The 17,243-nt window shown below is 60.9% G+C and carries 15 protein-coding genes; 4 read left to right on the plus strand and 11 right to left on the minus strand.

Features of this window, described 5'->3' with window-relative positions:
* Positions 1-4 precede the first annotated feature (4 nt).
* From QYE47_RS20090 to QYE47_RS20105, 4 genes are all read left to right on the plus strand, one after another.
* Positions 5-322 (plus strand): type II toxin-antitoxin system PrlF family antitoxin, encoded by a 318-nt coding sequence (locus tag QYE47_RS20090; protein WP_014591303.1) that lies wholly within the window; start codon positions 5-7, stop codon positions 320-322.
* On the plus strand, positions 322-783 hold the full coding sequence (locus QYE47_RS20095; protein ID WP_070383858.1) for a type II toxin-antitoxin system YhaV family toxin: 462 nt from the start codon (positions 322-324) through the stop codon (positions 781-783). Before QYE47_RS20090 ends, QYE47_RS20095 begins: the two co-directional genes overlap by 1 nt.
* Positions 784-1,020: 237 nt before the next feature.
* Positions 1,021-1,599 (plus strand): NAD(P)H-dependent oxidoreductase, encoded by a 579-nt coding sequence (locus QYE47_RS20100; protein WP_014591305.1) that lies wholly within the window; start codon positions 1,021-1,023, stop codon positions 1,597-1,599.
* 165 nt (positions 1,600-1,764) lie between these two features.
* Positions 1,765-2,148 carry a MerR family transcriptional regulator gene (locus tag QYE47_RS20105; RefSeq protein WP_003253954.1) on the plus strand — a complete coding sequence of 128 codons (384 nt, stop codon included), beginning with the start codon at positions 1,765-1,767 and terminating at the stop codon, positions 2,146-2,148.
* 69 nt (positions 2,149-2,217) lie between these two features.
* On the opposite strand, the gene QYE47_RS20110 is transcribed toward QYE47_RS20105, so the two are convergent.
* From QYE47_RS20110 to QYE47_RS20160, 11 genes are all read right to left on the minus strand, one after another.
* A complete protein-coding gene (locus QYE47_RS20110; RefSeq protein ID WP_014591306.1) occupies positions 2,218-4,827 on the minus strand; it encodes an RND family transporter in 2,610 nt (869 codons plus the stop codon).
* Positions 4,828-4,860: 33 nt separating this feature from the next.
* Positions 4,861-5,697, minus strand: a complete 837-nt coding sequence (locus QYE47_RS20115) for an outer membrane lipoprotein-sorting protein (RefSeq protein WP_014591307.1) — start codon at positions 5,695-5,697, stop codon at positions 4,861-4,863.
* A 50-nt stretch (positions 5,698-5,747) separates the two neighbouring features.
* Positions 5,748-7,031, minus strand: a complete 1,284-nt coding sequence (locus tag QYE47_RS20120; RefSeq protein WP_070383857.1) for a DUF1302 family protein — start codon at positions 7,029-7,031, stop codon at positions 5,748-5,750.
* A gap of 2 nt (positions 7,032-7,033) precedes the next feature.
* Positions 7,034-7,798, minus strand: a complete 765-nt coding sequence (locus QYE47_RS20125; RefSeq protein ID WP_014591309.1) for an SDR family NAD(P)-dependent oxidoreductase — start codon at positions 7,796-7,798, stop codon at positions 7,034-7,036.
* The gene (locus QYE47_RS20130; RefSeq protein ID WP_070383856.1) at positions 7,795-8,532 is read right to left on the minus strand and encodes a 3-oxoacyl-ACP reductase family protein; all 738 of its coding nucleotides are present in this window, start codon (positions 8,530-8,532) and stop codon (positions 7,795-7,797) included. Before QYE47_RS20130 ends, QYE47_RS20125 begins: the two co-directional genes overlap by 4 nt.
* Before the next feature lie 9 nt (positions 8,533-8,541).
* The gene (locus tag QYE47_RS20135; RefSeq protein ID WP_070383855.1) at positions 8,542-11,412 is read right to left on the minus strand and encodes an aminotransferase class III-fold pyridoxal phosphate-dependent enzyme; all 2,871 of its coding nucleotides are present in this window, start codon (positions 11,410-11,412) and stop codon (positions 8,542-8,544) included.
* Positions 11,413-11,450: 38 nt separating this feature from the next.
* Positions 11,451-12,662, minus strand: a complete 1,212-nt coding sequence (locus tag QYE47_RS20140; protein ID WP_019437183.1) for a beta-ketoacyl synthase N-terminal-like domain-containing protein — start codon at positions 12,660-12,662, stop codon at positions 11,451-11,453.
* A complete protein-coding gene (locus tag QYE47_RS20145; protein WP_014591313.1) occupies positions 12,659-13,957 on the minus strand; it encodes a beta-ketoacyl-[acyl-carrier-protein] synthase family protein in 1,299 nt (432 codons plus the stop codon). Before QYE47_RS20145 ends, QYE47_RS20140 begins: the two co-directional genes overlap by 4 nt.
* Positions 13,954-14,868: a beta-ketoacyl synthase gene (locus QYE47_RS20150; RefSeq protein WP_070383854.1), complete on the minus strand. Its 915-nt coding sequence runs from the start codon at positions 14,866-14,868 to the stop codon at positions 13,954-13,956. Before QYE47_RS20150 ends, QYE47_RS20145 begins: the two co-directional genes overlap by 4 nt.
* 169 nt (positions 14,869-15,037) lie before the next feature.
* The gene (locus QYE47_RS20155; RefSeq protein ID WP_014591315.1) at positions 15,038-16,312 is read right to left on the minus strand and encodes a beta-ketoacyl-[acyl-carrier-protein] synthase family protein; all 1,275 of its coding nucleotides are present in this window, start codon (positions 16,310-16,312) and stop codon (positions 15,038-15,040) included.
* Positions 16,313-16,323: 11 nt separating this feature from the next.
* Positions 16,324-16,893: an acyl carrier protein gene (locus QYE47_RS20160; RefSeq protein WP_014591316.1), complete on the minus strand. Its 570-nt coding sequence runs from the start codon at positions 16,891-16,893 to the stop codon at positions 16,324-16,326.
* Between the last annotated feature and the right edge of the window lie 350 nt (positions 16,894-17,243).

Genomic DNA, 17,243 nt, shown 5'->3' on the forward strand with positions numbered 1-17,243 from the left:
GCTCATGCCTGCCATCCACGAAATCGCCACGTTGACCTCGAAGGGGCAGGTCACAGTGCCCAAGTCCGTTCGCCAGCTTTTAGGCCTCGACACGGGTGGCAAGATCGCATTCGACGTACGCGCCGGGGAAGTCGTGGTCAGCCGCGTAGAATCCATCCATGAGGACCCTGCCATCGGTGCATTCCTGGGTTTGCTGGAGGCTGATATCCGAAGCGGGCGCAACCTCACCACCCTGCCGGAAGACCTGGCGCAAACCATGCTCGCCAATGCGGGCCACGCTGTAAATCTGGACGAAGATATCGACGGTGAGGTCGCGATCTGATGCTGCGACATGGCTGGACACTGTTGTTCCATGAAGGTGTGACTTTACAGCTACGCAAATTGCAAGAAGCCGCCGCCCGGGCCGAGCAGAACGACCCGCAAGGTTTTGAAAGCAACGCCAACGTCAAGCTGTTTCGGGCGTTGAGCCATCTGATCATGGAGGCTGTGCCTGCCGACCCGGGCCGTGACGAGTTCCGCCAAGGCAACACGCTGGGCACCGCCTACCGACATTGGCGGCGGGCGAAAATCGGTAGGCGCTTTCGGCTGTTCTTTCGCTACGACTCAAGGTCCAAGGTCATCGTCTACGCATGGGTGAACGACGAAAATACTCTACAGTCCGCAGGCAGCAAATCCGATCCCTACGCCGTATTCGAGAAGATGCTGGGCCGCGGCAACCCTCCTGATGACTGGGATACGCTGACTGCTGCGACGCGTAGCGACTGGGACGAGCCCAAAGCATAAGCTGCGCGACTGGGTGAGGGATTGCACGTTCGACACCGCCCCCTCGGTGCTTCCACTGTAATCCACTCGTAGCTGCCGGAAAAACGCACATTGCGTTTCTGCGCCCCTTCATTCAACGGTTTGCCGGGCTACACCCGAGCGCTGCTGGACTGTTTGTCTCTACCGCTAACCGGCAAGGCTTGACTCTACCGTAAGGGGCAGACTTTACCCTTGGCACTTCATTACCTGGAGTTTGTCATGAAGCGCAAACGCATGCTCGTAATCCTCGGCCACCCTTCGAACGACAGCTTTTGCGGCGCTGTGTCCGAACGTTATGTCGAGGCTGCCACGCAAGCAGGCCATGAGGTGCGCCTGCTGCGCCTGGACACCCTGGATTTCGATCCGGTCTTGCACGATGGCTATAACCAGATCCAGTTGCTTGAGCCCGATTTGATCAACGCACAGAACGACATTACCTGGGCCGAACACCTGACATTGGTATACCCGATCTGGTGGGGCGGCATTCCGGCGTTGCTCAAGGGGTTCTTCGACCGCGTGTTTCTGCCCGGTTTTGCCTTCAAGTACCGCAAGGGCTCGCCCTTCCCGGATAAGCTGCTCAAGGGCCGCACGGCTCACCTTTTGGTGACCATGGACACGCCGCCGTGGTACTACCGGTGGGTGTATCGCATGCCAGGCCTGCACCAAATGCGCAAGACCACCCTGGAGTTCTGCGGCATAAAACCCCTGAAAACCCTGACCTTCGGTCCGGTATTGGGCTCCAGGCCGGAACAGCGTGAAGCCTGGCTCAAACAAGTCCAGGCAGTCGCCAGCCGCTGATCGGCCCCGGTCGGGCCGTGCCCCTGCACTGTCCAGCCGAGCCTCCCTGCTGTGACGCCTTGTCCAACTTGGCTTCCCCCCCCCTGACGCTTGTGCAAAAATGTCGCGCGCCTGTACGAGCACGCGACATTTTTTCGCTTCTGATGCGTCAAAAAAGGGATTTTCATGTACATCGGCAAAGCCGCCCAGCTGTCGGGCACCACCGTCAAAAGCATCCGCCATTACGAAGAAATCGGCCTGTTGCCCCCACCGCAACGCGAAGGCAAGTACCGCATCTACAGCCAGCAAAGCGTAGAGCTGCTGACCTTCATCAAATGCGCTCAGCAACTCGGTTTCAAGCTCAAGGAAATGCAGGCCATTCTGCAGGATCATCGCGGCCAGGAGCTGCCCTGGGATCTGGCCATGCAGGCCATCGATAACAAAAAGCAGGAATTGATGGGGCAGATCCAGGCATTGCAGCAAGTGCATGACGGCTTGGTTGAGTTTGAGCTGAGCCTCAAGGATGCTCAGATGCAATGCCAGTTCGAACACCTGGAAAAGGCCCGCTGAATCCGCTCCGCCGCCCCTGAACGGCCATGGCGCCCCGTGCCGTTTTCAGCACGCAGGCGCCCCGTCGATTTAGCCTGGCACAGCCCCATCCCCCGGCTGCTCGCCCTCTTGCACTGCTGGCTGCGGCACAATCGAGGCAAAGAACCACGGCGAAATCAGCGTGACCAACAAAATGGTCATGAAGCCGCTGGATGACAGCGCCAGTATCACCAATACCCCCAGGTCAATGACAGGTTTGTAGGCGGAGAACAGCAGCGCGACAAAGCCCATCGAAAAGATCACGACGTTGACCACCGTCGAGCGCCCGACGCCCTGCATGGCCGCCAGGATGGCCTCGTCGATCTCGATGCCCTTCTGCACCAGCATCTTGATCCGTGACAGCAGGTGAACGGCGTAATCCACTACGCCCACCACCAGGAACGTCACCAGTGTGGTACCGATGTTCAACTCGATATCCAACAGGTACATGCTGCCGTACACCGTCACCGACGTGGTCAACAACGTCAGCATGCCGAGGATGCCCAGGCGTACTGACTTGAGCCAGAACATCATCATCAAGGTCACGGCCAGCAACGCCAGCGAGAAGCTCAGCACCTGACCCTGGGTGATTTCCTGCAACACCCCGGTCCATATGTACGGCGTACCGGCATGGGTGACTTGCAGGTTGGCCGGTTTGTTGATGACCAGCCAGGCGTCCAGTTTATCGAGCATCGCCTGGTAATCGCCCGCCACAGAGGAGGTCATGGTGAACAGCGTCACCGCCTTCGAGTAATCGGCATTGAGCACGTTCTGCAAGTCAGTACCGCCACCGTTCTCGAACATCATGATGTGTTGTTCGATGAGTGAGTTGCCATCGACATCGAAGGTCTCCGGTTTGCCGTCATCATCGACCACCGTCACCTGCTCCACCGCCTGCGGCACCCGCAGGAAAGCAGGGTTCATGTCGTTTAGCACGAGGTTCATGCGCTTGATGTAGGTCGCCACCGAATAGGTGTAACTCACGTTCGGCTGGGCCTTGATGAACTGGTCCAGACGTTCGAGGAACTGCACGGTTTCAGTGGTCAGCGCGCCACGCGGAGTCTTGGTGTCGAAAGCGATCCAGCCCGGCGATGTACCCGCGACTCCGGCTCGGTTGATGAACTCGTCGGACATCCGCACCGGGCTGTCCTTCTTGAAGTAGGCAATGCCAGAGTCTTCGATATCGACCTTGAACGTGAACACCGTCATCATCGCCAACAACGGCAGGGTCACCAGCAATACCGGCTTGCGCCAGCGAATCAGCCAGGCACAGAACACCACCAGATAGTGGGAGATCAGCGACGCTTTGAGTTGCACTTTGCGCGGGACGGCATCTTTGCCCCAGATCGAAATCCACGCCGGAATCAGTAGCAACGAGATGATCAGCGCCGCCGTCAGGCCGATCGACATGAACACGCCAAAGTTGCGGATGCTGACAATGTTGTTGGTGGTGGAAATCAGGAACGTCGCAATAGTCGTGACCGTTGTCAAAACTACCGGCGTGACCATCAGGCGCTGGGTTTCACGGTTGGCTTCGCGGAAAGACTTACCCGAATTGAGCTGTTCGTAATACTCGGCCATGACGTGGATCGCGTCGGCACAACAGATGGTGAACAGGAACACCGGCAAGACACTGGTGAGCAAGTCCATCGGCACACGCAGCAGCGCCATCAGGCCAAGGGTCCAGATGGTGCAGAACAGGATATTGAACAGCGGCAGCACCACGCCCAGTGGTTTGCGAAAGAAGAAAACCAGCAGAGAGGTCACCAGCAGGAACACGATCGGGAACAGCATCGCCAGGTCGTGATCGATGATTTCCTGCTGGGCCGCAATGAAGATCGGCATGCCGGCGATGAACACCTCGTCGGTGAACTCCGGGTGGGCGGCCTGGTACTTCGCGATGATCTCGCGGACCTGGTGATAGGCACGCAACTGGGCCTGAGCATCGTCCTGTTTGGTGCCCAGTTCGGCGACGACCATGGCGACTTTCTTGTCCGCCGAGACGACGCCACCGACCATCTGCTCGTTGCCCATGATCTGCGCTTCGACCTTGATCGGGTCCATATCCAGGGCGTGCAGGGTCTTGTGGATCCACAACTCGCCATCGGCACTCAAGCTGATGTTCTCCAGGTCAGCCATCGAGGCCATTTCCTGGATCGGGTTGAGCCGCTCGGCAAGAAAGCTCAGGAACTGCAGGTCATGGCTGTCCCAGTGCCGGGCAATCCCGAGGTCGCGCAGCGCTTTGGCGGCAGCGTAATCGTTCTGCGAAAAACCCTCGGCGAGGATCTGCACCAGCAAAGCCTGAGCATCAGGGTCGCCACTGTGCAGGCCGACGATGCGCTGCAGTTCGACACGGTCCTCATCGTTCGCCAGCATCAACTGGCGTATGGCCTGGGACAGTTCGAACTGGGCGTTCAGCGACGTGGTGTTGAAGACACTCTCGGGGTTGTTCAGCGCCACCATGACCGAGTCATACGTGCCGGTGAACTCGCGCTGCAAATCAATGATCGTCTTGCGCGCCGGGTGAGTGTCCTTGAGCAGATACGGATTGGTGTCCGACATCAGCGCGCCGAGGGTGTAGGTGAAGTAGGCGGTGATCGCCACCAGCACGAACACAATTGCCCGCGCATAGCGCTCGACGAAGTTCAGGTATCTTTCCATGAATGAGGGTTCCAGATGAATCGGTAGCGGCGCTTAGCGGGCAGACACGGCGTATTCCGGCAAGTCGCCGGCTTTCAGCCCGCGCTTGATCGCGGTCTGCGTGAACAGGCGGTCGTCCAGCGCGACGTTGTACTGCAACTGGTTGAAGCGCAGCTGAGAGCGTGTACCGGCGATGAAGTCCTCGGTTTCGCTGAAGGTAATGCTGTCGATCTGGTCGATGGTTTCAGTCTTCAGGGTGCGCATCTGCTTGAACATCACACCTTTTACATCGAAGAAGTCCTGGCGCAGCACCAGTGAGTTCTTCTTGTCAACCCAGACCTTGAGCTTGTTGTAGCCGGTCTTGGCCAACACGGCAGGCGTCGCCGGCTCACGCTCGATCACGTAGCAATCGCGGCCCTGCAACTGCTCTTCGCCAACCAGCGTTTGGCGATAGTCTTCGGCGCGAATCTTGTCGAGGTCGGCATAGGAGTAGTCGCTCCCCATGAACGCCCCGCGTTTGTCGGTGGTGGAAATCCTTCGGGTCTGTCGGCTGACCGGCAAATACATCCATTGGCTGTCTTCGAGGCCCAGGACCTCGCGCGGGTTTTCGATGTGGAACGCGACGTCACGCACATCACTCGGCGCGGAGAAATACATGGTGAATTTGTCGCTGTCCGGGTAATCCTTTTGCAGGTAGCTGAACTCGCGGATGCGCCTGTTACCTTGCTTGTCGATCAGGATCAGGGACACCTGGGACATGAAGCTCTTGCCGTCATCGCGGTCCCGGGCCTGGCGAATGATGTCGTCGGCCGTGCGTGTTTCAGCTGCCATGGCGGCAGCGGCGCTCAGCAGCAGTGCGCTTACAGTCAGGGTCTTGAAGATGGGCAACATGGCGATTTCCTTTTCATTGTTTGAGTGGTTCGCACACCGCACCGGTGTGGTCAGAACAGATAACCGGCGGACAAGCGCACCTGGTCGCGGTTGTCGTACGCACCGAACTGGCGGTCGGGCTTGCCGAAGAACACATCGACTTCGAGCCCCAACTTGAGCCAGTCCACCGGTTTGTAGGTGAAGATCCCCTGAACGAAACTGTCGTCCTGCGCTGGCGGCGACATGCCAAAAACCAGACGGGTCTTGAGGCGATCCTGGAACTGCGAGCCTTCGGCAGACACGGTGAACAGGTCGTCGCGCTTGCCCTGGACCATGCCGGGCTGCCAGTCGAGCAGCCGCTGATGTTGCCACTGCGTCGAGATCAGCCAGTCCCGCAATAGGTAATCGACGCCCAGCAGCGACTTGGTCATCGCCGTCTGGTCGCTGCCGTAAGCGCGGTAAGGATTGGTGACGCGCCAATTGTCGAAGTAGGCGACTTCACTGCGTACCACGATGCTGTGGCCGGCATCGATGGCCACACCGGCGCCGCCCATGGAATAGCGCGGGAATTGCCGTTCGAGGCGAATCAGGCCCTCTTCGGTCTGGCCTTCGACGGCGTAAACCGGGTCCTGTTGGCGGGCGTTGAGGGCAACGAAGCTGACATCCACCGTGCCGACCCGGCCGTTGGCACTGGCGCCGTAACCGAAGCCACTGTGACCGTCATAACCGGGCCGCGAATCGACCACAAACATCTGCGGATCGGGTGTGGCAAAGATCGGTGCATCGAACTCGCTGCCGACGGCCGGCGCCTGGTTTTTCACAAAATCAGTGATCACCAGCGCTTCCAGCTCCCACTCGGCGACCGGCTGCACCAGGCGAATCATCGGCACGGCGATGCGGCTGTCTTCCAACAGACCGATCACACCCTCGCGATAATCCAGCGGGTTGATCTGATCGAGCACCCGTAATTCATCTGCACGCCCCCACACCACCTGCTGCCAGCCCACCGTCAGCTCGCCGTCACCGACGTAGAGCCCCCAGTACAGGTGCCGCCAATCGGCAGTCGCCCGGTAATCGTCCCGGGCTTGCGCGCTGTATGGGTTGTTGCCGTCATAACGGAAGTCGTAACGGGCTCGGCCCTTGGCCTTGTAGTAGCCGCTGTCCCAGGCATCCTCCAGGCTGAACTTGAGGTACACGGCCTTTTGCGTGACCTGGTCGTCACCGTGCAGACGCACGGCCGTGGCAACGCCGATCTCCGCTTCATGATGCTCCGGCAACCACTCGGCGATCGCCACTGGCGAGCCGAGGCTGACCAGCGCGGCCAAAAGGCCGCGGTTCAATCCCAGTCGAGCCATGGCTACATTCCCAACCCGGCACCGCCGTCGATCATCAGGCTTTGCGCCGTGACACCACTCGCCTGCGGGCTCGCCAGATAACGAACCATGGCCGCCACTTCGTCGCCCTGAATGAAGCGCCGCAGGGGCAACTTCTTCTTGGCATTGCGCAGGATTTGCTCGTGGGTGATCCCGGCGATGCGCGCTTGAGCCGCCAATTCACCTTGCAGCATCGGTGTGTCGATCCAGGCGGGCAGGATGGCATTGACGGTGATTCGCCGTGGCGCCAGGTCCAGCGCCAAGGCTTTGGTCATGCCGATGATGCCGTGCTTGGAGGCGCAGTAAGCGGTGTTGCGGACCTTGCCCGCCCGGCCGAGGATCGACGACATGTTGATGATCCGCCCACCCTCCGCCATCAGTGGCAGGCACAACGAGGTGACGTAAAAGGTGCCGTTGAGGTTGATCGAAATGACCTTGTGCCAGTTGTCGAGGTCTTCGGGTTCGTTCTCGTCGCAGACCCCGGCGCTGTTGACCAGCACATCGACAAAGCCGAGCCGGTCGGCCAGGCCCTTGAACAGAAGTTGCAGGCTGGCGAGATCGGCGATGTTCGCTTGATGGGTTTCGATGCGAGCGGCAAATTCGCCCTCGGTGACCCACCTCTGCAAGGTTGCCAGATCCCGATCAAGCAAGATCAAAAGGTGCTCGGCCTGGGCTGCGAAATTTTCCGCGACGGCGCGGCCAATACCATTGGCCGCGCCGGTAATCACAATCGTGCGTGCCTGGCTCATAGCATTTTCAATCCGCCGTTGACGGACAAGACTTCGCCCGTGACGTACAGGCCGCGCTCGGCCAGATACAGCACCGCGTCGGCAATTTCTTCAGGCCGGGCGAACCGTTTGATCAACAGCCGCGACTGGATTTCCTGCTCATGGGCGCCGACCAGGGCTTGGCTCATGTCGGTGCTGACGATGCCGGGCGCCACCGCGTTGACCCGGATGTTACGCGGCGCCAACTCCACCGCCAGTGCGCGTGTCAATGCTTCTACACCGCCTTTGGCGGCGGCGTAGTTGCTCTGGCCCTTGCCGGGCTTTTGCGCGGCCACCGAACTGAGGTTGACGATGCACCCGCTGCGTTGGCGCATCATGCAGGGCAGCACCTGCTGACAGCACAACAACGTGCCGACCAGGTTGGTCTGGATGACCTCGGTGATGTCGCTCAACGATTGCGTGGCGAGCAAACCGTCACGGGTAATACCGGCGTTGTTGACCAACAAGTCGATACGCTCGAAACGTTGCTCGACCCGTTCAAAAAACGCCTGAATGCTCTGCGCTTCCTTGACATCACACTGCACGGCCAGGCACTCCCGGCCGAGCCCTTCGACCTGCGCCTGCAAGGCAGCGGCTGACGCCTCGTCACGGACATAACTGAAGGCAACCTGATAACCCGCGCCGGCCAGGGCCAGCACGATGGCCTTGCCAATGCCGCGACTGCCGCCGGTCACGACAGCTATTTTCTGAGTCATGACCGCTCCTTACAGTGAATTTTGAGTTTTGAATTGCGCGAGGGTGAAGCCGTGGGTCGCGGCCAGTGCGCGGACCTGCTGCACTTGCTCACGGCTGATATCGCCGTAGGAGCCGTGCTGGCTCATGCCAGACAAGCCCATCAACACCGACTCGGCCATGCACGCATACAGCTGACCTTTTTTCAGATAGGCCCGCACGTTGGGCGCCAGGCCGTCGTCGAACGGCGTCTGGACGATGCCGCCGTGCATGTAGAGCACGTCTTCGCGTTGGCTCGGCAGGTCTTGATGGACGTTCAGCGGCACGGCGATATCGCAGATCACGCTGCGCTCGGCGAAATGTTCGGCACCGAGGAACGGCTGAGGCGCATTGGCAGCACACAGGACAATCCGTGCGCCCTTGATGGCGTCGAGATCGTTGGTGACCGTGATGAAGGCGTTCGCGCCAAGGCGCTCATCCACCAGGCGGGCGATGTGCAAACCGAGGTCGGCTTTTTGGCCATGTGAGTGCAACAAGCCACAAAAACCATCAAGGGTCAGCAGTCGCTGCGCCAACCGGTCGTGTTCGGCCGTGCCTTTGAGGATCGAACGGGCCGCGTCGGCGTAAATCTGTTGCGCGGTTTTCTCCAGGCGCCGAACCGAGCCGTCACGACCGCTGCCAATCAGAATCAGGTGATCGACGGTGGCGGACAGCACCGAGGCATAGGTCGACGCAACGTTACCGGCGGCACCGACAACGGCAGCGGTTTGCTCGCGCAGTGCCAGACCTTGCTGTACACAGCCTTGCTCGATGGCTTCGAGCCCCATGCCGATGGTCAGGGCGTTGCCGGACGTCAGCGCCATGTCGGCAATCTTCAGCGCCTGACAATTGTTGGTGACGATCGAGGTGTACATCCCGAGGCCGGCGATGCTGCAGCCATCGGCGCGGGCATCGGTGACACGCCTGCCGACTTCTTCGCGGATGCTGTCCAGGTCACCGCTGCGGATGTACTCGGCCATGGCATCCGAGTCCATGCACAGCGGGTATAACGTGAACTCCACCGCCATGCCGAGGCGCGACCGAATGATCACCGGGCCGACTGGCACAGCGCGGCGTTCAGGCTTGGTGCGATTGATGAACGTGCGTTTTTGTTCCGGGCTCAGGGCTGCCAGCGAGGGATCGACGTCACCGAGGATATCGGCATCGATCAGGTGGTTGATGAACGCTACCCGAGCGACGATTTCGACCTTGGCATCGATGTTTTCAACGGGCTCGGTCACCCGAAAATCGTCCTGACGGGCTGGCACGGTGGGCATCGAGTCCGCGCAGATACCCGCCGCCAACGGCAACGCATCGCCACGGCGCAGCATGTCGCAGACCCGTTGCAGGGCAGCGATCAGCCCGTCGATTTCGCCCAGGGTGATACAGGCTGGCGGCTCCAGGCGAATCACGTTGGAGTTGCTGCCCGACGGTGCTACCCGCAACGCTTCGAATTGCAACAGGTAACCGGCGATCAAGTAACCCAAGGCATCGTTGTACTGGGCCGACGCCTGTACCAGCGAGCTGCTGACACTCAAGTCGTGCAATTCCAGACCCACCAGCAAGCCACGCCCGCGCACATCGGCGATCACATCCGGATAGGCCATCTTCAGTTCATTGAGCGAGGCTTTGAGGTAGGCGCCCTTGGTGCGTATGTCTTTGAGCATCGCGTCGTCATTGGCGAACAACCGGCGCAATGCCGACAGCGCGATATGGCAGGACGGGTCGTCCTCGGCGAAGGTCGAGCTGTGGATGTAGCTGAACTCGCCTTCGTAGTGGCTGCTGCGGATCACCGTCGCGGCGATTTTCATCAAGCCGCCGCCGAGGGCCTTGGAGAGGCAGTAATAGTCGCCTTGCAGGTTGAACTGGCTGCTGGCAAGAAACGTCCCGGCGCGCCCAAAACCCGACTGTACTTCATCGACTACCAGCGGGCATTGTTGCTCGTTACACAGCTTGCGCAGCCCCAGATAGAACTCGGCCGCGAACTCGTTGATACCGCCTTCGCCCTGAATCGGCTCCATCAACACGGCGGTAATCGCACTGAACGGCAGTTGCAGTACGTTCAGGTGTTCGCCGTCCCATTGCAGGCTCAACCAATGGTGCGTGTGCCGGGCCGGCAATTCCTGCAATTGATGGGGCTGCTGTGGGTCGATGAACTCGACGTTCAGACCAAAACGGGCAAACGGCGCGCGGTACTGACGGCCATAGGTCAGTTGCACGGTATTGACCAATTTGCCGTGGAAGCTGCCGCGCAGGGCGACGAATACCGGTTCGATGTGCAACTGCGCCAGGTTGTGTTGGCGAACGGCTTCAACCACCTGACGCAAGGTCACGCTGTTCAGGGTGGCTGGCAGGACACCTGCAGGCAGGTCGAGGTCGGCCACATCCAGCTCGCGGTAAGCGTGTTCGCTGGCGGTCAGGCTGGCCAGGGTGAAATCGATGTCGTCGAACTGCTTCTGCAGGCTCTTCTGGCGACGGAACTCCGCGTGCTTGACGGCAATTTCCACCGCCTCCGCGCCACTGTTGGAGAAAGTCGAAATATAACGTTCGGTGTTCTTCAGTTCGCGATTGAAGGCGTCACTGAGCGCTCGCCCCAATTGCCCGGCCGCACCGCGGATCGACATTTGTGCGTTGAACGGCACGTCGCTGCGCAGCAGCGCACATAGCTGATCGACAAACTGTGGGTCGTTGTGGCCGAACAGTGCCGCACCGTAACCGCCGAGAAAGTCGGTGACCGTGACCATGTCGCCCTTGGGGTTGCGGTAGAACAACTGGCTACCGAGGGCGCGCTGAAATTCACACTCCAGGCCCAGTGCCTGGAGCAGGCCGACGAATTTGGGCCGAACGAAATCGCGATAATCCATGACAGTCATATCCCTTGAAAGTAAAAAAGAGGCGGTAGTCAGCGGCAGTCCTGAGTGGCCTTTGCGCTGTAGAGCACTTGATAGGCGGCGCTGAATCCGTTGTCGTCGCGGTTCAGCACCAGGCAATGCGCAAGGCTCGCGGCGTGGGGCGCGCCCTGAATGAACGGCAGGTTCGCCACTGGTTGCTGCAAACCGGCAATCGGCGGCACGCTTTGGGCCTGCAATGCGCAACGCGCAAGCATCAGATCCACCAGGCTCGGCGCCGCGCTGAGAATGCCGTTGATCGCCAACCCGCTGGTGATGTGCGAGGCGCGCGCAAGGGCCAGCGTCTGGCACAACACGCGGTCTTTGTGCGCATCGCCGGTGCCGCTGCACACCAACACATCGGTTGGGCTGTCGGGCAGGCTCAAGCGACCGAGGGTGGCATGGGCCGTCATGTCGGCGAGGCACGCCTGAGGACCGGCCGGCAGGTCTTCGCGCCGGCGCAGCACCAACGCTGCCGCGCCCTCCCCGGCAATGCCGCCGGTGCCCCGAAGGTCAAACGGCAGCAGCGTGTTCGAGCCGTTGGCGCTGATGACACCCGCCTGGACCAACCCGGACAGCGCCAGGGCATCCAGCTCGCTGCCCGCACCGACAACGATTGCCGCGTCAATCCGGCCAGCCTGCAAAGCGGCCGTAGCCTCACGCAAGGCTGCCAGGTTGCCGGCGACACCTTGCATATAGGCGTTGCACTCACCCACCAGTTTCAGCGCCAGGCTGGTGACACCCAGCAAGCAGTTGCTCAAGCCTTTGAGCACCAGAAAAGGGTCCTGGGCACGGTCTTGCAGGATCCGTTTGGCGAACGCCGCCATGTCGGCGACGCCGTCCTGCCGACAGCCGTGCAACAACTCGGCATAGGATTCCAGAGACGGATGGGTGTAGCCGCCCTGACAGCAATACAAACCGAAACGGACATCCGGCTGCTCATCGGCCAGGCCGGCTTCTTCCAACGCCTGACGTACCGCGCTGACACCCCAGATCACTGCCGGCGTGCAGTAACGCTGAAGGTTTTGCGCAAGGTCTTGTCGGCTGCGTTGGTGGTCCTGATCCTGAATTTGCCCGAACGCCACCACGCGTTGGCTGCTGAACCGTCGGGCGTTCAGCGCCGTAATTGCACTGCGCCCTTCGGTTGCGGCCGCCCAGAAAGACTCGACACCCCAGCCGCTGGGCAACACGCAACCCGCACCGGCAATCGCGACCGCCTGTTTCATCGCGGCGCCTCCCGGTACTTGCCCAGCGCCAGTGAAGTGTTGAGGCCGCCGAAACCGAAGGAGTTGCTCAGGGCAACGTCGACCTTGCGCTTGACCGCTTGGTGGGCGCAGTAGTCGAGGTCGCATTGTTCGTCGGCATCCTGCAGGTTCAGGGTCGGCGTGACCCGATCATCCCGGCAGGCCAGGGCCGTGAGCATGAACTCCGGTGCTCCGGCGGCCGCAATCAGGTGGCCGAACTGGGATTTGTTGGCCGTCACCAGCAACCGCCGATAATGTTCGCGCTCGGCGAACAGGGTCTTGATCGCCAGGGTTTCGGCGGCATCGTTGAGGGGTGTCGACGTACCATGGGCATTGATCAGATCGACCTGTTGCGGCGCCAGCCCGGCATCCGTCAGGGCCGCCTGCATCGCCAGCACCGCGCCCCGGCCCTGCGGGTCGGGTGCGGTGATTTTGTAGGCATCCAGGCTGCTGCCGAAACCCAGCACTTCGGCGTACGGCGTTGCCCCTCGGGCGAGCGCCCGTTCGAGGGTTTCGAGCACTACGAAACCACCGCCTTCACCCGCAATCAAGCCACTGCGATGGCGGTCGAACGGCCGACACAGTTCGGTGCCCCAACGCTGTTCGCTGCTGGCGGCGCCGAGCAGATACAGCGCGGTCATGGTGTCCAGGCTCAGCACCGAATCGGCGCCCCCGGCAATGGCCAGCTCGACCTCGCCGCGACGGATCATCTGGAATGCATTGCCGATGGCCTGGGACGCTCCCGCGCAGGCGCTGCTGACGTTGATCACCGGGCCTTCACTGCCGATGCCATCGGCAATCACCCGCGCAAGGCGGTCGTTGCTCTGACACAGTGAACTGTCAGGATCGACCTGCGCCTGTCGCGCCATCAATTGAGCCCAGGACGGCGCCTGTGCCGGGTTATCCGCCAGGCTGAGCAGCATGTCCTGCAAACGATGAGCAGGTGCGCCGGACGCTGCCAATACCGCCGCGCCACGCAACTGTTCGGGGCTCAGACCACTATCAGCAATGGCTTGGGTGGCCGCGACCCAACCAAAGCGGGTGCGTTTTTCCAGCGACAATCCCCAGGCCGGATGGTCTTTCAAGTGTGCCGGCATCAAGCCCATATCCACGGGCGCTGCGTAACGCACGGGGAACGCACCCGCCTCGACGCCTTCCGGTTGCCATGGCCGAATGCAATGCTCGCCGGCCAACATTCTTTGCCACATGGACTGCCACTCGAAACCGAAGCCGGTGACGGCGCCCATGCCCGTGATCACGATCCGTGTGGGGCTCATGGGTAACTCTCCATTGTCTCTGTGTCCGACGACGTTCTGGCCAGCAGCACCGCGCCCCAATGTCCGCCTCGGCTGTGTTCGAGCAACAGCGTGTAACGGCTGCAGTCCAGTGCCCAGGTCACAGCGATTTCACTGAGCAAGGCGCTGGCGCCCAAGTCACCTAGCAACGCCTTGGAGTGTTCGAGGGTGTGCCCCGATAGGGTAAACAACGCGGCAATCTGCGGATCCTGTGCATCGGCGACGACTTGCCCGACATCGCTGAGGCACAGTTTTTCGTTGCTCAAAGCGCGCTCAATGACGTCGCGACCAACCGCCAGTCCACGCTCGGGTTGCGCGCTGTAACCACGGGCAAACCCGGCAATACGCAACGCAGATCGAGCACCGCTGCCTGGGTTGGTCGTCAGCAACAGTGCCGCAGCACCTTCGCCGAAAACCCACGGGCCGGGGTTCACAGGTGGGTGAGTAGCGTCACGCAGGTACAACGCCGGGGTGATGTTCGGACTGCTGCTGACGACGACGGCAGCATCGGCACGACCTTCGCTCAGATGGGCAGCGGACTCCATCAAAGCATCCAGCCCCGCATTGCCCTGGGAGCAAAAACCGCCCATGGGCCCCTTGCAACGCAAGGCCTCAGCCGCGTGGGCCATGACGCTGCTATTGAGCATCATCAGCGCATGCAGTGGCGGTGTGTGGGCAAAGAATTGCGCCAACAGATCTGCCGGTTGTGCGCCAATGGCCTGCACTGCATCCCAGCACGAGCTGGGGCCATCCACTTCCGGAATGGCAGCGGTCAATGCGATCCGCTCGTCGGGCAGTTCCAGCCCACGCAAGGTCTCGGCGAGACGGCCGGCGCAATACAGCAGGCGCGCGCCCTGAGGCTCAAGGCTACGGGACAGTCTGCGGTCGTACACACCCGCCGGCAAGGCGGGCGCTGCAACACAATGGGCCAGACGTGCCGGGTCGAAATCCAGCGGTTGTGCGGCCTGAGGTTGACTGTCACGAGGCGTACATTCAGTACCGGCGGCGTTGAGTACCGACGCCGCAGTGATATAAACAGCGGTTGAATTGGATCTGGTCATGTCATGCCCTGCCCAGCACCAACGAACTGTTCACGCCACCAAACCCGAAGGAATTGGAGAGCACGACATTGATCGGTTGCTGCAACGGTTCGCAAAGGAATTTCAACTCCGGAAATTCGGATTTTTCCGGCTGAAAGTTGAGGGTCGGCAAGGCCACGCCCAACTGAATGCTCATCAACGACAGCACCGCCTCAATGGCACCACTGCCGGCCAACGAATGCCCTACGGCAGATTTGTTGGCGGTGAACGTCATCTGCTCCAGGGTTTCGCCGAAGACCTGCGCCAGGCCCAGGGCCTCGCAACGGTCATTGGCCTGTGTCGACGTACCGTGAACATTCACATGGTCCACAGCCGCACTGGTCAGTTCGGCATCGGCCAGGGCCGCCGTCATGCAGGCGGCATACTTGCTGCCGTCGCGGCTGCTGGAGGTGATTTTCTCTGCCTCGCACAGATTCGCGTAACCCAGCACCCGGCCCAGCGAACAGGCCTGACGACGCTCGGCATGCTCGCGGGATTCCAGCACCAACAGCGCCGCCCCTTCACTCAGCACAAAGCCGCAGCGGTCCGGCATGAACGGCCGGCTCTGTTCTTGTGGGGAAAAGTCCACGCGCTGGCAGAGTGCGCCCAGCCCATCAAAGCTGTAGTAGGACAATTCATGGGCCATCAACTCCACCGCGCCACACAACGCCAGGTCGATCTCGCCACGGGCGATCGCTCGATAGGCGCTGCCGATGGCCATGGTGCCGGCGGCACAGGCATCGGAATGTGTGGAGATATGGTCACGGACACCCAGCCATTCGGCGAGATGGCGGGTTTGCTGATCAACCCGCCGGGCGAACGCCCCACCGCTGAGGGTGTGGTTATCCAGGAACTGGTCGAGATCGACCCGCCCCTGATCGTCCATGTAACGGCTGGCGTCCCGCAAATCACCGCTCACGCAATATTTGTTGGCCCCGACGAAAATACCGCTGGCGACTCGGGCAAATGCGCCGTCGGCCAACCCGGCATGGGCCAGCGCCTGACGGGCCACGTAATGCGCCAGCCATTCCTGGCGGGAGGTGGTCTGCAGGTCGCCCGGAAAGGCCGCCGCGATGACCTGCCATTGTTGCTCATCGATAAATCCGGCCGCCGGGTTCGCAAACCCCAGTTCGACAAACGCCGGGTGCTGGCCAATGCAGGAACGGTTTTCGCTGATCGTCGTGAACAGCGAGGCCGCATCCAGTGCCGTGGGAGCCACCAGTCCATAGCCGGTGACCAGAACCTCTCGGGCCTGCATCAAGGCACCCTCTACGCCGAAGCCTTCAACTGGGCGGCCGCGTACTGCTCAACCAACAGACGCGAGATCGAGTCACCGTCCAGAGGGGTCAGGCGAGCACTGCAACCGCCACACACCACTTGCTGGCGTTCATTGAGTTGGGCATGAACCGCGCCACACTCAGGGCAGGTCTCGGGGAGGTAGTTGAAAACGTTATGGCATTGCTGCGCCCAGTTACGCACGGTGGTGGCCGAGAAGACATCGCCCGGCTGCATGCCCACGTGCAACTGGCCCGGCGCATAAGCGCTGAGGCTCTGCTCCAGCAAGGCCACGCCGTCCTGCGTGATTCGTCCATTTTCGACAAACCGGGTGGCGTCGCCGAACACCGCTACCGCGTGATCCAGCACGCTGGTTTTCGGCAAGGTGCAACCGTACTGACGGCCCAGCTGGAAGCTCAGGTCGACGATGTCCAGCGAGTCGGCGCTGAGGTCGTCAACGATACTGCTGTGCTCTGTCACGTCGCCCCTATCCAACACCAGCAACTGCGCAAGAATCTCCTGTGTACTGCTGATAACGCTGTCCAATTCCAACGGATTATTCATTGATTGTTTCCCTACAAAAGCCGCATTGAATGAATAAAGTCATCGGGCCCAAAAAGCTGTTTCAGGCCAGATCTATCGGGGGCCGGGAGTCTAAAGTCTCCCCCTAAGGGGAGAGTCAACGTGCCATCAGTGCTTTTTGTGGGAAATCCCGCAGCACCCTGAAACCTTTGATTTATGCAGCTCAATAGGGCTTGGAGAGGGATCGTAAAATGACAAAATCGGTTGCTCGAAACAGCACGATAGTTCCAGAAGCGGGATATCACCGTACCCGCAAGCGGCGCCCTGAGTGCTTCAAACCATGAAGGACAAGGCGCCCGTCAGCAGTGCCAGCGCAGTGATCACCAGAGAAG

Origin of the sequence: Pseudomonas sp. 2,4-D (assembly GCF_030418155.1) — a bacterium.
In the GTDB taxonomy this organism is placed as follows: domain Bacteria; phylum Pseudomonadota; class Gammaproteobacteria; order Pseudomonadales; family Pseudomonadaceae; genus Aquipseudomonas; species Aquipseudomonas alloputida.

Bases quoted from the DNA above. Each gene is read 5' to 3' on its own strand.
- QYE47_RS20090 (WP_014591303.1), top strand. From the start codon at position 5: ATGCCTGCCATCCACGAAATCGCCACGTTGACCTCGAAGGGGCAGGTC.
- QYE47_RS20095 (WP_070383858.1), top strand. From the start codon at position 322: ATGCTGCGACATGGCTGGACACTGTTGTTCCATGAAGGTGTGACTTTA.
- QYE47_RS20100 (WP_014591305.1), top strand. From the start codon at position 1,021: ATGAAGCGCAAACGCATGCTCGTAATCCTCGGCCACCCTTCGAACGAC.
- QYE47_RS20105 (WP_003253954.1), top strand. From the start codon at position 1,765: ATGTACATCGGCAAAGCCGCCCAGCTGTCGGGCACCACCGTCAAAAGC.
- QYE47_RS20110 (WP_014591306.1), bottom strand. From the start codon at position 4,827: ATGGAAAGATACCTGAACTTCGTCGAGCGCTATGCGCGGGCAATTGTG.
- QYE47_RS20115 (WP_014591307.1), bottom strand. From the start codon at position 5,697: ATGTTGCCCATCTTCAAGACCCTGACTGTAAGCGCACTGCTGCTGAGC.
- QYE47_RS20120 (WP_070383857.1), bottom strand. From the start codon at position 7,031: ATGGCTCGACTGGGATTGAACCGCGGCCTTTTGGCCGCGCTGGTCAGC.
- QYE47_RS20125 (WP_014591309.1), bottom strand. From the start codon at position 7,798: ATGAGCCAGGCACGCACGATTGTGATTACCGGCGCGGCCAATGGTATT.
- QYE47_RS20130 (WP_070383856.1), bottom strand. From the start codon at position 8,532: ATGACTCAGAAAATAGCTGTCGTGACCGGCGGCAGTCGCGGCATTGGC.
- QYE47_RS20135 (WP_070383855.1), bottom strand. From the start codon at position 11,412: ATGGATTATCGCGATTTCGTTCGGCCCAAATTCGTCGGCCTGCTCCAG.
- QYE47_RS20140 (WP_019437183.1), bottom strand. From the start codon at position 12,662: ATGAAACAGGCGGTCGCGATTGCCGGTGCGGGTTGCGTGTTGCCCAGC.
- QYE47_RS20145 (WP_014591313.1), bottom strand. From the start codon at position 13,957: ATGAGCCCCACACGGATCGTGATCACGGGCATGGGCGCCGTCACCGGC.
- QYE47_RS20155 (WP_014591315.1), bottom strand. From the start codon at position 16,312: ATGCAGGCCCGAGAGGTTCTGGTCACCGGCTATGGACTGGTGGCTCCC.
- QYE47_RS20160 (WP_014591316.1), bottom strand. From the start codon at position 16,893: ATGAATAATCCGTTGGAATTGGACAGCGTTATCAGCAGTACACAGGAG.